Raw genomic sequence first — 14,199 nt, forward strand, 5'->3', positions numbered from 1 at the left:
CGCGACATTATAGCCTAAAATCCCGCCGCTTGCACGAAATAAGCCGAGCGCTCTAAAATGTCCCGCGCGAATAAAAATGCCGCGCTAACGCCCAAAACGGCGATACCTACGATGACGCGAAGCGCGTTTGAAACGTTTGCGGTATAAAGGCTTTTATCTTGCACGACGGGTTCTTTTAAAAACATAAAGACGACTAATTTTAAATAATAATAAATCGCCACGGCGGAATTTATCATAATAATAACGCTAAGGATTACGTAGCCCGAGTTTATAAGCGCGGCCAGCAAGAACATCTTGCCCCAAAATACGCTAAACGGCGGAATGCCCGCTAGCGCTATCATAAAAATCGCCATAATAACGGCGTAGCTAGGCAAAATTTTCACTATACCGGCGAATTTTTCAAACGGATGCTTAAAACGCCTGTCCCAGCAGACCTTGTCGTCGCAGCGCGCTACCCACAGCATCGCAAACGCGCCTAAATTGGCAAACGCGAACATTATCCAATAAAAAAATAGCGCCGTATTTGCATTCGTATCGCCCGCTACCACCGCGCAAAGTATGACGCCCGCGTGCGCTATGGAGCTGTAAGCCAGCATTCTTTTTACGTCGCGCTGAACGAGCGCGGTTACGTTTGCGATACTCATCGTAGCTACCGCGATCACGTAGAGCATGTCTTTCACCCAGTTCATACCCGAATTAGAAAGCATTTCGAAAAATCTCATAGCCACGATAAATCCCGCGACTTTGGGTACTACCGACATGTAGCCCGCAAGCGGAGAATTCGAGCCTTCGTAAACGTCGGGCACCCAAGTGTGAAAAGGAATTAGCGAGAGTTTAAAACCGATAGCCGAAGCTATAAATACGCATCCGGCTAGCGCGATTAAATTTTGCCGCAAATTAAAATCTTTAATCGCCGAGCCGATAACGGCTATATCAAGCGAGCCGCTAATTAAATAAAACGCCGCGATCCCGAACGCGAAAAAGCCCGCCGATACGCAGCCCATCGTAAAATATTTAAGCGCGGCTTCGACGCTTTTAGGCTTATTGTGAAGCGCGATTAGCGTATAAAGTGCTAGCGAGCTGGTTTCTAGACCTATGAAAATTACGATTAAATTATTCGAGCTTACCATAAACTCAAAACCCGCGATCATAAACAAAAATAGCGCGTAATATTCGTGGATTTTGTATTCAAAATACTCTTTCGCGCCCAGAGCCAACGGGATAAAAAGCGCGCTAGCAAGCAAGATTATCGTCATCGCAAGCAGGCTTACGCCGTCTACTAACAGCATATTAAAAAAGCTCTCGCTAAGCCCGTGAAAATCAAGCACCAGCCCAGCGTTTAGCAAAATAGCGATAATGCAAAATATCGTGTAAAAGCCGCGAGAGAGATCTTTTTTAATCACGCCGGCAATTAGCGTAAATAGCCCAAACGCCGTCATCGTCAGCATCGGCGCGACGGAAGCGAGCGATAGCTCGCGTAAATTTAGCTCTAAAATTTCGTTCATCGCGCTCGCTCCCCGCCGTTTAGTTCTAAAATTTTATCTTTCGTCTGCCTAGACGCCGCGCGCGTCGCCATCTGCTCTATTACGTTTTTTTGCACGCTGATTTCGATCGGCTTTAAAAGTAAATTCGGATAAATTCCAAGCGTTATTATAAGCGCGCTAAGCGGTACGAGCGCGGCTAGCTCTTTATAATTTAAATCGGGTAAATTTCTATTTTTAGCGTTTTCGAGCCGCCCGTAAAATACGCGCCTGTAAAGACTAAGCATATAAACCGCGCCCGCTATTACGCCTATGCCGCCTAAAAAGGCAAACCACGCGTTTGTTATAAACATCCCCGCTAGGCTCGCGAATTCGCCTACGAAGCCGATAGTTAGCGGAAGCCCGATAGCCCCCACGGTAGTAACCGCAAAAATTAGCGCGTATTTAGGCATTACGCTAGCAAGCCCGCCGAATTCCGCGATTAGCTTCGTATGCCTGCGTTCGTAAATTACGCCTACTAATAAAAATAGCGCGCCGCTAACGATGCCGTGGCTAATCATTAAAAATACCGCGCCGCTAACGCCGATTAAATTTAGCGAAAAAACGCCTAAAATCACGACGCCCATGTGCGAGATCGAGCTGTAAGCGATAACTTGCTTCATATCTTCTTGCGCGTAAGCGACTAGCGCGGCGTAAATCACCATAATCGCGGCGATTATCGCCATGAGCGGATAAAGCTGCTCGCTAGCGTCGGGAAATAGCGGCAAACTAAACCGCACGAAGCCGTAAGTTCCCATTTTAAGCAGCACCGCCGCAAGCAACACCGAGCCGATAGTGGGCGCTTGCCCGTGCGCGTAGGGCAGCCACGTGTGAAACGGAAAGCAAGGCGTCTTTACCGCAAAAGCGAGGCCAAACGCGATAAATAGCCAAATTTGCGCGTCCTTGCCGATGCCTATATTATACCAATCAAGCAGGTAAAAGCTCCACGTGCCGGTTGTTTTAAAGTGCCACCAAGCCACGGCTACGATGCCTATTAGCATAAAAACCGAGCCTAAAAAGGTATAGATGAAAAATTTTACCGCCGCGTAAATCCTCTCTCCGCTGCCCCACGCGCCGATAATGTAAAGCATCGGCAGCAAGCTAGCCTCCCAAAACGCGTAAAATACGATAACGTCGAGGCTTAAAAATACGCCCATCATCGTCATTTCCAAAAATAGCACGCTAATTATTAGATGCTTTAAATTTTGCTTGATTTCAAGCGCGATAAGCGCGATAAGGCTCATAAACGCGCTCATTACGACTAAAAATAGCGAAATAGCGTCGGCTGCTACGACGTAATTGATGCCAAGCGCCGGCAAAAGAGCGAAGCGCTCCGCCATTTCAAACTCGCCGCCGCTAAAATCGGCGCGTACCCACGCCGCTATCGTAAGCGCAAGCTCTATAAAAGCTATGCTAACGCCGTAAAATTTTACGCTTTTTTCGTCTAGTAAAAATCCGAGCATCGCGGCGATAGCGGGGAAAAATATAATTAGCGTCAGCATTAAAATTCTCCGATCAGCAAAAATACGAAACTAAGCAGCAGCGCAAACCCGAGCACGATAAGGCGCAGCATCAACGATAAATTGCCGCTTTGCGTTTTATTAGCGACGTTTGCTAAGGCGTTTATTAGCCCAGCGACGCCGTCTACGCCGCGATCTATTATCGCTTCGTCTATCGCGCGGCAAAATTTAGCGGTTCGCGCGTAGTTTGCTATTATAAACCGCTCGTAAAATCGCGGGATAAAGTAATTGTTTGCTAGAATTTTATAAATTTTAAGCTCGCTTACGCGCGGGCTAAATTTGTTAAATTTATACGCCCAGATTGCAAAACCCGCGCTTATCGCAACGAGAGCGAGCGTTAAGATTATCAGCGAAATTTCGGCTAAATGCGAGAGATGGGCCGAAAATTTAGGCAAAACCCTCGTAGTAAAATTTTCAAACTCGTCTTGCAAAAATCCCGCAAACGCGGCTAAAAGCGCAAGCGGCGCTAGGGAGGCGAGCATAAAATTTTTAGCCTCGTGCGGATGAAAATCGGGCGCGAATTTACTCTGCGTAAAAAATACCAGCATTATTAAGCGGAAGCTGTAAAACGCCGTCATCAAAGCGCCCGCGAGCAGCGCGAACCAAACGACGTAATTTCCCTGAGCGAAGGCCGCTTCTAAAATTTTATCCTTCGAGAAAAATCCCGCAAACGGATAAAATCCCGCTAACGCTACCGAGCCGATTCCTGTTAAAATCGCCGTCGGACGCATAAATTTAGCTAATCCGCCCATTTTTTTAATATTAAGCTCGTCGTGCATCGCGTGCATTACGTTACCCGCGCATAAAAATAAAAGCGACTTGAAAAAGGCGTGCGTAACTAGGTGAAATAGCGCGATCCAATAAGCCCCAAGCCCCGCCGCTACGAACATATACCCAAGCTGCGAGAGCGTGGAGTAGGCGATGATCTTTTTTAAATCGCGGTGTATGAGCGCGATGGATGCGGCAAAGACGGCCACGAATGCGCCCAGAGCCGCGATAAAGCCTGAAATCTCGGGCGTAAGGGCGAAAATTTCATTGGCGCGCACGACTAGATAAACGCCCGCGGTTACCATCGTAGCGGCGTGGATTAGCGCGGAGACCGGCGTAGGGCCTTCCATCGCGTTTGCCAGCCACGTGTGAAGCGGAAACTGCGCGCTTTTACCCATCGCGCCGATAAATAAAAGCGCCGCGCAGGCGCTAATGGCGGCAAGATCTACGCGCCCGCTAGAAACCGCGGCGAAAACGTCCTTAAAATTTAGCGAGCCCGTTTCGTAAAAAAGAAGAAATAGTCCCAAAAGCATACCTAAATCGGCTATGCGGTTCATTACGAAAGCCTCGTTAGCCGCGGCGTTCGCGCTAGATTTTTCATACCAAAAGCCGATTAAAAGCCAAGAGCATAGCCCCACGCCCTCCCAACCTATAAAAAGCCCGACGAAATTATCGCTCGTAACTAAAAACAACATACAAAATACGAATAGCCCCAGATAGCTAAAATAGCGGTTAAACCCCTCGTCGCGCTCCATATAGCCGATCGAGTAGATATGCACGACGCTCGCTACCAGCGTGACCGTGCACGTCATCGCCGTGCTTACGGGGTCTATTAAAAAGCTAAAATTTACGTCTAAATTTCCTATCTTAACGAAGTCTTTTAAGAAAAACGCTAGCTCGCCGCCGCCTAAAATTTCTGCCGCTTGCATAAAAGACGCCGCCGCGCTCGCGATTATTAGCGCCGAGCAGACCGCGCCTAGCGGGATTTTCGCTTTCGCGTGCGAAAACGCCCCCGCAATCGCCGCGCTAAGAAGCGGCGCGAAAAGAGAGATTAGAAATAGCGCCATCTCATCCCCTCATATTTCTCATCGAGCTAATCTCGATACTGCCCGTTTTTTTATACCAAAGCAGCAAAAGCCCGAGCCCTACCGCTACCTCGCTAGCAGCCACCGCGATAATGAAAAACGCGGCTATTTGTCCCGTTAAATCGCCCGTAAATTTCGACGCCGCCGCGAGCGCTACGTTCGCCGCGTTTAGTAAAATTTCGCTTGAAAAAAAGAGCATTATTAGGTTGTTTCGCCTCATAATCCCGAAAAGTCCGACGGCAAACATAAGCGCCGCTACGATTAAATAATGATTAGTCGTTATCACCGCTAGCTCCTTTATTCATATCTTTGTGCGCCAGCACGATGCCCGCGACCGTCGCTACCAAAAGCATAACGGCGACCATTTCAAACGCGAGCAGATATTTGCTAAATAGCAAAAGCCCGATCGCTTCAACGTTGCCTAGTCGCGGTTGCGCGCTATGCTGTGCGCTTAGCAAATTTTGCCCGATAATAGGCGCCGCGAAAATTATCGTCAAAAGCAGCGCTATGATGCCGCTAAGCGCGTAGATTAGGCGCGCGGCGCCTTTTGATTTGGCGTCGCTTACCTTTTTACTAACGTCGAAAAACATCATCGAAAACGCGTAAAGCACCATCACCGCGCCCGTGTAGACGATTATTTGCACCGCGCCTAAAAACTCCGCGCCCAGCAGGAAAAATAGCCCCGAGACGAATATCGTCCCGCCCGCAAGCGCGCTCATGGCGTGCAGCACGTCGCGGCTAGATACGCTTACGCAAAAGCAGCCCAGACTTAGCGCGCTAAAAACGTAAAACGCTACGGCTTCATACATTTAGCGTCCTTTTTTGCGAAATTTTCATCTTTGCCCTTTGTTTTTATTTTTAGCGTTTTAAGCTCCGCTTTTTCGCGTTCGCTTACGCGGCGGCTATCGCAAATTTTTTGGATAGCTTTGTTTTTCGTCCGAATATCTAGCTTCGCGCCTTTTAAAAATTCGAGCGTTTTAGCGGGAAATTTTAGATAAATCTCCGCTATCGCCCAAGCCGCCGCCATTTTTACGTAATATCTTTCGTCTTTTTCGTTTTCGCAAATTTTAAAAAACTCGTCTATGCTAAATCCCGCGAGCATTTTCATAAAATAGACGTAAAAAAACCTTTTTTCGTATTCTAAGCTCGAGCACAGGCACTGATTTAGCAGGCGGACCGCGAAAATTTCGTCCTTAAATTTTAGCGCGCAAAATTGATCGCAGACCGCCCAGTTAGGCATAGTTTTAACAAATTCGGCGGCTAGCTTAAATTTTAACTCCTCTTGCTTTAAGCTTAATATTAAAAATCCTTTTAGCAAAAATTCTTCGTGGTAAAAGGGCTCGTAGGCGGAGATTTCTTGCGCGCTTAAAGCTAAAATTTTAGCCAGCTTTTTAACCTCGGGCGTTTTAACGCCTAAAATTTCGGGCTGAAAAATCAGCCTTTGCGAGAAAATTTTAAATTTCTCGTCGGCTAAATTTCGTAAATTTTCGCGCGCTTTATTTTTCATTCTTTGCCTCGTCGCTTGAAATTTCGCCTTGATTTTTAGCGTTTAAAAACTCTATTTCCTGCGCGCACGGCGTCTTTTTGACGCGACTATCCGCGTCTTGGGGCAAGCTGCCGTAACCCGGAAACTCTACCTGCGAGCTTAAATTTTCGCGCGGCGTTAAAAAATCGTCCTTAAAGCCGTAATAAGCGCGCTGCTCGCTTGCCAGCTCGTATTCGCCGCCGTGCACGATGGCAAGCTCGGGGCAGACGTCCGCGCAAAATCCGCAATACACGCAGCGACCTAGATTTATCGAGTAGTTTGCGACCGTTTTGCGCCCGTCTTCGTCTATGCCCGTTTGCATCGCGATGCAGTTGCTGACGCAAATTTTCTCGCATAGCCCGCAGCCGATGCAACGCTCGTTCTGGCTTTCTATAAATCGCATTAGCCTATGTACGCCGCGCTGGCGCGGGGATAGTTCTAGCTTTTGCATCGGGTATTTTAGCGTGTGCGACCGCGAGAAAAGCATCTCTTTAAGCACGACTAAAAGTCCCGTAAATAGCTCGCCTTTAAGCGCCCGCGCCCAAAACCGCATAAATTTTCGCGCGCCGGTTACGGGCGCTACGCGCTCGTCTAGGCGCACGTAAAATCGCGTTTTTTTAGGCTCGTTTTTTAAAATTTCATCGCTCATTTTCTCTCCTATACCAGCGCTACGCCCGTAATTACTACGTTTAATAACGCAAGCGGAAGCAATATTTTCCAACAAAGCTCCATTAGCTGATCGGGGCGCACGTGAGGCCAAGCCGCGCGCGTCCAAAGAAAAAAGAAAAAGACGCAGCTTGATTTTAAAATAATCATAATAGCGCCGGGTACGAACCAAAAGTCGTTAAAACCGCCTAAAAATATTAGCGAAATAACGATGCTAGAAGCGATCATATTCGCGTATTCGCCGATGAAAAACATGCCCCAGCGCATGCCCGAATATTCCGTGCCGTAGCCCGCGACGATCTCGGCTTCGTTTTCGGTTAGGCAAAACGGCGTGCGGTTGCATTCTACGAAGCTTGCCGTTAAAAAAAGAACGAACGCAAGGGGTTGTTTAAAGATTAGCCAGCTAAAAATTCCGCCGTTTTGATAGTCGTTGATATCGGTTAGCGAAAGCGAGCCAGTTAGCATTATAGCGCCTAGTAGCGAAAGTCCCGCGATTACTTCAAAGCTAATTAGCTGCGCCGCCGCGCGAGCCGCGCCTAAAAGAGCGTATTTATTGTAACTGGCAAGCCCCGCCGTAAGCGGCGAAAATACGCAAACGCTAGCCGCGCCCATAACGTAAAGCACGCCTACGTCGACATCGGCTAAAATAGGGCGTATCGTGCGCCCGAATAGCTCGAATTCCGGTAAAAACGGGATGGGCGCCAGCGCGGCGAATGCGGCTACGGCGGAGATTAGCGGAGCGATTAGAAAGATAAAGCGGTTGGAGTTTGCGGGCACGACGTCTTCTTTGGTAAAAAGCTTTATCATATCGGCTACTATCTGTAAAATCCCGGCGGGCCCTACCATATCCGGTCCCACGCGGCGCTGCATATAGGCTAGTACCTTGCGCTCGGCGTAGGTCGCAAGCCCCGCCAGCGTCGCGACGACTAATAAGATTACGAGCGATTTTATTAGAGTTTCGATTATAAAAAACGTCGCGTCGCTCATTTAGGACTCCTTAAATTCGCTAAAATTTCGCGGGTTTGGGCGTTTGTTCGCGCGATTAAATTTCGCTCGTTTTCGCTTTTTAATCCGCAAAATCGGCGCGTTAAAACTCTACTTTTCATTTTTGTCCGCCGCATCTAAAATTTTTGCCGAATTTAGGTTTAAAAATTCGCCGCTAACGGGCGAAATTTCAACCTGCGCGAACCGCGCGCCTTCAAAGATTTCTTCATAAGGTATCATCGGATCGAAATCGCCCAGATACGCGACCTCGCCTTCTAAATTTTTATCGATTTTTACGCTTATGCCGAGCCTTACCGCGCCCTTTTCGATAATCGCCGCGCCGCTAAGTCCGAGCTTTGCCGCAAGGGCGGCGCTCGCAAAAAGCGCGCCCGTTTGCGCGAGCTGACGAGAGCGCGCCGAAAATAGCGTTACGCCGATAGGATTTGCGCGGTAGAGGTTAAATTTTCGCGCGCCGAGAGGCTGCGGGAAATCGCTAAAATTTCGCTCTAAATTTTCGCCGTTTTCTTGCCGCCGCGCATCTAAATCTTGCGCCTGGTTTTCTCCCTGCGCTCGCTCTGCGCTAGCTTTGCTAGAATCTAGCGCTAAATTTTCAAGCTTATAGCCCCTGTGCGCTGTCCCGCCGTTGTCGTAAAAATTTTGCAAATCGTCGAATTTTACCGCCTTAAATCCCGCGCTAACGGGTAGTAGCGGCGTGTAATCGATCGTGTAGCGCGCGCAAAGCCCCAGCGCATTGGCTAGATCGTTTAAAAAATATCCCTCGTGCGCGAGCGCCGCATTCGTAGGCGTTACGCGAGCGTCTACGCTAGTAAAAGTGCCTTCTTGCTGATTTAGCGCGCCCGCGTCGATATCACCTCCGTGCACGCAAAATTTAAAATCGCCCGCCTCGTTGTATCCAAGCGTCGCTCCCGCTTGCGGTTTTGCCGATAGTTTGCAAATTTTAGCTACCCCCAGCGAGTTGGTTCTAGGAGGGATTAAAATGAGCTTAAATCCCGCGTAGCGCTCGATAAGCCCCGCGTATTTAGCAAGCGCCGCGGCGCGAGGCGAGCGGTAAAAATCCTCGCCGATTATTAAAATTTTACGCTCCTTGCCCGCGGCTAGCGCGTCTAGCCTCTCCTCGCTAAGCCCTAGCTCGGACGCGATTTTTAGGCGTTGCAGCTCTATTATTTCTTCTACTTCTTCCGCGATTTGTTTCGTCGCTTCCTCTAAATTTTCGCTTTGTCCGTCTATTTTTTCCGTAACCTCGCGCGTTACGCTTTTTTTGACCGTTTTTTGCTCGGTAAATTTAAACCTGTCTAAAAATTCGCCGACTTCGCGAGGTAAATCGCGCCCGAATTTTGCCAGCAGTAAAAGTAAAATTTGCTCTTCAAGCCCCGCTTCGTGCGCGATAACGTCGAAATTTTTGGAGTATTTGCGAGTTACCGCATCCGCGATAGGATGGAAATAAAACCCGCTCGCTTTATTTATAGTAAGCGCGTTATTTACGCGGTAGCTAACGTTAGGCGCGTCGTAGCGGAGCATCGAGCCCGCGACTACGATGAAATCGCTATTTTTAAGCTCGTTCGTATCTCCGCTATAAACGCTTCGCCCGCAGGCTTGCGAAAATCCTTCCAAAAACGCCTGATACGCGCGCGCCTCGTCGTTAATTAGCGAAAGGTTAAATTTCTCGCGCAGGCGCTCTAAAATCAGCGCCTCTTCGTTGGTTATAAAGCTATTAAATTTTATATTTTTTATCGAGCCGTCTTTAAATTTAGAGACGATTCGCGCGAATTTCGCCTCGTCTTTGCGTGCGCCCGGGTCGTGAAAGTCAAAGCCCCAGCGCGCCGCGCCGTTTAGCTCGCCGAAGTGAAAGTCGTTGGTTACGCGGTAAATTTTCTCGCGTCTATCTTCGATGCCGCGCGGCTTTACTTCGTAATAAAGCAGCTCGCAGTCGCTAAAATGCGGGTTTGCCGCGGGCACGCGGCGCAGTTCCCACGCATTTGAGCTATATTGAAAATCCGCGCTAATTAGCGCGCCTACGGGGCATACGCTCACGCATTCGCCGCAAAAAGAGCAATCAAGCGCGTCTCCCTCGCTCGGCGCGATTAGGCTTTTTTGCAGCCTAGACCATACGGCGAAGGCGTCTTTGGGCATCGCGTCTTTCATCTCTTTGGGTACTTGATCGGCGCCGCGCGGTACCGTTTTTAGCGCGCTTTCGCCGATTTTGTCCTTGCAGACCGTCACGCAGCGCTCGCAGACGATGCAAAGGGCGGGGTCGTAGTTGATAAGCCCCCATTTTTTATGCGGTTTATGCGTGTCGCGGATCGCGTAGTTTTGGCTATTTACGCGCATTTTTTGGGTGAAATTTTGTAGCTCGCACTCGCCGCTTTGATCGCATACGCCGCATTGCAGCGGGTGATTGACGCAGTAGCTTTGCATTATGGCGTTTCGCTCGGCGGCGATTTCGGGCGAGTTTGTTAGGATCTGCATATCTTCTTTGACTTTGGCGTTACAGCTATACACGCGCTTGCCGTCGGCCTCTACCATGCAAAGGCGGCACGCGAGCGTAGGCGAACAGCCCGTAAGATAGCACAACGCGGGGATAAAAACGCCCTCTCTGCGCGCGACGTTTAGAATGTATTCGCCCTCGCGGGCTTCGCAAATTTTGCCGTTTATCGTGATTTTCATCGCGCCGCCTTTTGCGAATTCGGGGTAAAATTTTCGCTCGGATTAGACGAACGCGGCTCGCTAAAATTTAGCGCTAGGTTTCGCGCCGCTTTTCTCGCACAGCCTAAATTTACGCCCTTTTGCCTAAAATTTACGTTCATTTTTTAACCGCGCTTACTAGCTTAAAGTTATAGCCTAAATTTCGCGCGTCCTCGTTTAAAGCAGCGAGCGCTACGGTGCCTTTTAGCGAGGAATCTAGGCGAAATTCCGCCGTCAAGCTAAAATCTCGCGCTTCAAAGATCGCCATATCGCCGTCTTTTAGCTTAGCCGCCGCGGCAAACTGCGCTCCACCCGTAACCTCGCCCGTTTGCGACCAATTTCGCTCCCTCTCGCTTAAATTTTCGCGGTAAAGATAGAGCACGGCGCCGTCGAAATTTTCAAGCTCGCGCGGTTCGTTAGGTTCGCCGCGTCCCTCCGCGCTAAAATCGCTAAAATTTTCGTTTTCGTCCGCGTTTGCGACGACTACGGGCAGGTCTAAAATTTCAAGCAATCTAAATATAGTTTTAGCGTCGGGATGCGCAAAAAACGAAGCGTCTATCACTACGTTTCGCGCGTCAGCCGCCCAAGAGGCCAGCTCGGCGGCCTCCTCCTCGCCTACGTTGCACTCGCCGCTTAAAAATCCGTCGTCAAGCTCGGCGAAATACTCCTCAAACTCGCCGTTTCCGCCCTGCTTATACTTGCAAAGCAGCGCCAAGACGTAGCTAATAGAGCCTATCTCGCAGCGAATTAAATTTTGCGTGCCTAAAATTTTATCTTCAAGCGGCGAAACGTAGATAAACTCGCCCTCTTTTATCTCCCGCGCGAGATTAGGCGCGTCCAAAAAGAGCGCGCTGGCTAGGCTTAAAGTTTTGCCCGGTTTAAAATTTTGAAATTTCATAGTTTTGCCTTTTTTACGGTTAAAGTCCAATCTACTTGGTTAAATTTTAGCGACGTCGTTATCTCGCAGCCGCTTTGAAGCGCTAAATTTAGCGCGTTTTCTACCGCGCTAAAATCGCCTATTTCAAACAAAAATATTATCGCTTCGCCCGCGTCCGCGTCCGCTAAAATTTCGCCCATCTCGCCTAAAAATTCAGCCTTTAAATGACGAAGATCTATGCGCCTCATCGATCCACCTCGCCTAAGATGATATTCGTGCTGCCGATGATCGTCGCCACGTCTGCGACGTAAGCGCCTACCAGTAGCTTTTCGTAGAGCGCGCAGTGATAAAAGCTAGGCGCGCGCAGTTTTAGGCGGTAGGGGCTTGCTTGACCGTCCGAGTTTATAAACACGCCTAGCTCGCCTTTTGGCGACTCGCTGGCGAAGTAGATTTCGCCCTTACGCGGGCGCACGCCTTGCGTGATTAGCGTAAAATGCTGCATTACGGAGTAGTTTTGCGTCATTATCTGCTCTTTTGAAGGGCTGACGAACTCGGGCGCGTCGGCGATGATCTGCGGGGCGCTTGCGGCGTAAAGAGCGGCGCATTGGCGTAAAATTTCGGCGCTTTCGCGCATCTCGCGCATATAAAGCGTATATCTAGCGTAGCTGTCGCCCGCGCTTGCCACGGGTACGTCAAAGTCTAGTTCGTCGTAGATTAGATAGGGCTGTTCGCGCCGCAAGTCCCACTCTACGCCGCTAGCTCGCGCCGTTACGCCGCTGCACCCGAGATCTAGCGCGTCCTCGCGGCTTATTACGCCTACGTTTTCTAGGCGCATTTTCCAGATACGGTTTTGGCTTAAAAGAGCCTCGTAGGTATCGATCGCGGCGGGTAGGGCGTCTATAAATTTTAGCATCTCATCCGTCCAACCGCGCGGTAGATCAAGCGGGACGCCGCCGATACGCATCGCGCTGTGAGTTAGGCGCGCGCCGCAGTATTTTTCCATTAAATCAAGCACGTATTCGCGCTCGCGAAACGCGTATAAAAACACAGTCATCGCGCCGATATCAAGCGCGTGCGTGGCTAAAAACAGTAGGTGCGAGCTAATGCGGTTAAGCTCCAAAAGCATCGTACGAATGATCTGCGCGCGCCGCGGCGCCTCTACGCCGCACAGCCGCTCGACCGCCTCGCAAAAGGCGTAATTATTTGCCGCCGAGGCGATATAATCGACGCGGTCGGTAACGGGGATAAACTCCTGGTAGGTCATATTTTCAGCCATTTTCTCCACGCCTCGGTGCATGAAGCCGATTTCCGGCATCGCGCGGACTACGCGCTCGCCGTCAAGCTCTAAGACCAGTTTTAGCTGTCCGTGCGCGCTTGGGTGCTGAGGTCCGAAATTTAGGATCATTTTGCCGTCGTTTCGCTCGAATTCTATGTTTTCGTAAAACGGCTTTAAAATATTGGGCGCTTGACTCACGAACGATCCTTTTTTGCGGCTAAATTTACCGCAAGCGGCGATTTAGCGGCGAATTTAATGGTTCTCACGGGCGCTCCTTTAAAATTTCGCTCTCGCCGCGCCTGATTTTTTTTACGAATTTTACTCCGCCTTTTTCTTGATATTCCTCTTGCGGTAGGTCTTTTGCGAGCGCGCCCGCATCGTTATCTCGGTAAAATTTCGCGAAATTTAGCGTATCTTTGCTGTCTATAAACGCCGCGTCGCGGTTCTCTTCGCCGATCTCGTCCCTGCGCTCGCGCCCGAAAATTCTATCCACTTCGTACCAGCGCGCGTGCTCGTCGCCTTGAAGCGGATAGGATTTTAAGAGCGGATGGCCGACCCAGTCGTCGGGCATTAAAAGGCGCTTTAAATTCGGATGCTGCGCGATCAAAACGCCGCTCATATCGTACATTTCTCGCTCCGCCCAGTTCGCGCAGGCGTAAACCTGCGTTACGCTTCGTAACATTTCGGATTTACTTACGAAGCATTTGACGCGCGTTCGGCGATTTTTCGAGATCGATAGCAGCTGATAAAATACCTCGTAGCCGCCTTTTTGAGCGATAAAGTCGATCGCGCCCAGATCGCTAAGCTGCTCGTAGCCGAAATTTTTAAGCGCCGATAAAGCGGTAAAATTTTGTAGCGCGTTAACGTAAACTACGAGCTGCCCGAATTCTACGAAAGCCTCTAAAATTTGCGCTTTCGCGTCCGTTAGCGCCGCGATCTCGCCTTCAAAGACGCCGCCTTCAAAGGCTTCGCGCTCCACGTTTTGCGGCACGAAAAATCTATCGGCGTAATACTGCTTTTTTTGCGCGTCTACGCGGTTTTCAAAGCGCCTCATCGCCGCTCCTTCGCGCCGAAATTTCGCGCGGAATTTTTACGTCCGTTTCCGCCCGCGTCGCGCCTAAAATTTCGCGCGCTTTAAAATTTTCGTTCGGAATTTTCGCGTCCGTTCTCATCAGGCGTCCTTAAAGTCTAATTTTTTAGGCTCTTGCGCTCTAAACGCGCTTTGGCGGCGGATCTTTTTTTGCAGGATCATCAGCGCGTATTGCAGCGTCTCGG

16 protein-coding genes are annotated in these 14,199 nt (G+C 49.7%); all 16 read right to left on the reverse strand.

The genetic code is table 11. The annotated features are described in order from the left end of the window. Window positions 1–14: 14 nt before the first annotated feature. Window positions 15–1,505 (reverse strand): NADH-quinone oxidoreductase subunit NuoN, encoded by a 1,491-nt coding sequence (gene nuoN, locus QZ147_RS01735; RefSeq protein WP_295146428.1) that lies wholly within the window; start codon window positions 1,503–1,505, stop codon window positions 15–17. Then, window positions 1,502–3,022 carry an NADH-quinone oxidoreductase subunit M gene (locus QZ147_RS01740; protein ID WP_295146429.1) on the reverse strand — a complete coding sequence of 507 codons (1,521 nt, stop codon included), beginning with the start codon at window positions 3,020–3,022 and terminating at the stop codon, window positions 1,502–1,504. The genes nuoN and QZ147_RS01740 overlap by 4 nt, the downstream gene beginning before the upstream one ends. Beyond that, on the reverse strand, window positions 3,022–4,875 hold the full coding sequence (gene nuoL / locus QZ147_RS01745; protein WP_295146431.1) for an NADH-quinone oxidoreductase subunit L: 1,854 nt from the start codon (window positions 4,873–4,875) through the stop codon (window positions 3,022–3,024). Before nuoL ends, QZ147_RS01740 begins: the two co-directional genes overlap by 1 nt. 1 nt (window position 4,876) lies before the next feature. After that, a complete protein-coding gene (gene nuoK, locus QZ147_RS01750; protein ID WP_295146433.1) occupies window positions 4,877–5,179 on the reverse strand; it encodes an NADH-quinone oxidoreductase subunit NuoK in 303 nt (100 codons plus the stop codon). Next, on the reverse strand, window positions 5,166–5,702 hold the full coding sequence (locus QZ147_RS01755; RefSeq protein WP_295146435.1) for an NADH-quinone oxidoreductase subunit J: 537 nt from the start codon (window positions 5,700–5,702) through the stop codon (window positions 5,166–5,168). Before QZ147_RS01755 ends, nuoK begins: the two co-directional genes overlap by 14 nt. Further along, complete coding sequence (locus tag QZ147_RS01760; protein WP_295146437.1) at window positions 5,687–6,400, reverse strand: DNA alkylation repair protein; 714 nt, start codon at window positions 6,398–6,400, stop codon at window positions 5,687–5,689. The genes QZ147_RS01755 and QZ147_RS01760 overlap by 16 nt, the downstream gene beginning before the upstream one ends. Continuing rightward, window positions 6,390–7,067: an NADH-quinone oxidoreductase subunit NuoI gene (nuoI, locus tag QZ147_RS01765; RefSeq protein WP_295146439.1), complete on the reverse strand. Its 678-nt coding sequence runs from the start codon at window positions 7,065–7,067 to the stop codon at window positions 6,390–6,392. Before nuoI ends, QZ147_RS01760 begins: the two co-directional genes overlap by 11 nt. An 8-nt stretch (window positions 7,068–7,075) precedes the next feature. Continuing rightward, window positions 7,076–8,071, reverse strand: a complete 996-nt coding sequence (gene nuoH, locus QZ147_RS01770) for an NADH-quinone oxidoreductase subunit NuoH (RefSeq protein ID WP_295146441.1) — start codon at window positions 8,069–8,071, stop codon at window positions 7,076–7,078. Beyond that, window positions 8,068–8,190, reverse strand: a complete 123-nt coding sequence (locus QZ147_RS01775) for a hypothetical protein (protein ID WP_295146443.1) — start codon at window positions 8,188–8,190, stop codon at window positions 8,068–8,070. Before QZ147_RS01775 ends, nuoH begins: the two co-directional genes overlap by 4 nt. Beyond that, entirely contained in the window at window positions 8,180–10,753 is a 2,574-nt protein-coding gene (locus QZ147_RS01780; RefSeq protein WP_295146444.1) for an NADH-quinone oxidoreductase subunit G, read from the reverse strand. The genes QZ147_RS01775 and QZ147_RS01780 overlap by 11 nt, the downstream gene beginning before the upstream one ends. Next, window positions 10,750–10,893 (reverse strand): hypothetical protein, encoded by a 144-nt coding sequence (locus QZ147_RS01785; protein ID WP_295146446.1) that lies wholly within the window; start codon window positions 10,891–10,893, stop codon window positions 10,750–10,752. The genes QZ147_RS01780 and QZ147_RS01785 overlap by 4 nt, the downstream gene beginning before the upstream one ends. Further along, complete coding sequence (locus tag QZ147_RS01790) at window positions 10,890–11,669, reverse strand: hypothetical protein (protein ID WP_295146448.1); 780 nt, start codon at window positions 11,667–11,669, stop codon at window positions 10,890–10,892. Before QZ147_RS01790 ends, QZ147_RS01785 begins: the two co-directional genes overlap by 4 nt. Continuing rightward, window positions 11,666–11,896 (reverse strand): NADH-ubiquinone oxidoreductase subunit E family protein, encoded by a 231-nt coding sequence (locus QZ147_RS01795; RefSeq protein WP_295146449.1) that lies wholly within the window; start codon window positions 11,894–11,896, stop codon window positions 11,666–11,668. The genes QZ147_RS01790 and QZ147_RS01795 overlap by 4 nt, the downstream gene beginning before the upstream one ends. Continuing rightward, a complete protein-coding gene (nuoD, locus tag QZ147_RS01800; protein WP_295146451.1) occupies window positions 11,893–13,122 on the reverse strand; it encodes an NADH dehydrogenase (quinone) subunit D in 1,230 nt (409 codons plus the stop codon). The genes QZ147_RS01795 and nuoD overlap by 4 nt, the downstream gene beginning before the upstream one ends. 64 nt (window positions 13,123–13,186) lie before the next feature. Continuing rightward, window positions 13,187–13,978 (reverse strand): NADH-quinone oxidoreductase subunit C, encoded by a 792-nt coding sequence (locus QZ147_RS01805; RefSeq protein ID WP_295146453.1) that lies wholly within the window; start codon window positions 13,976–13,978, stop codon window positions 13,187–13,189. Beyond that, window positions 13,965–14,096: a hypothetical protein gene (locus QZ147_RS01810; RefSeq protein WP_295146455.1), complete on the reverse strand. Its 132-nt coding sequence runs from the start codon at window positions 14,094–14,096 to the stop codon at window positions 13,965–13,967. Before QZ147_RS01810 ends, QZ147_RS01805 begins: the two co-directional genes overlap by 14 nt. Window positions 14,097–14,199 lie beyond the last annotated feature (103 nt).

It is taken from the genome of uncultured Campylobacter sp. (assembly GCF_905371695.1).
GTDB lineage: Bacteria > Campylobacterota > Campylobacteria > Campylobacterales > Campylobacteraceae > Campylobacter_A.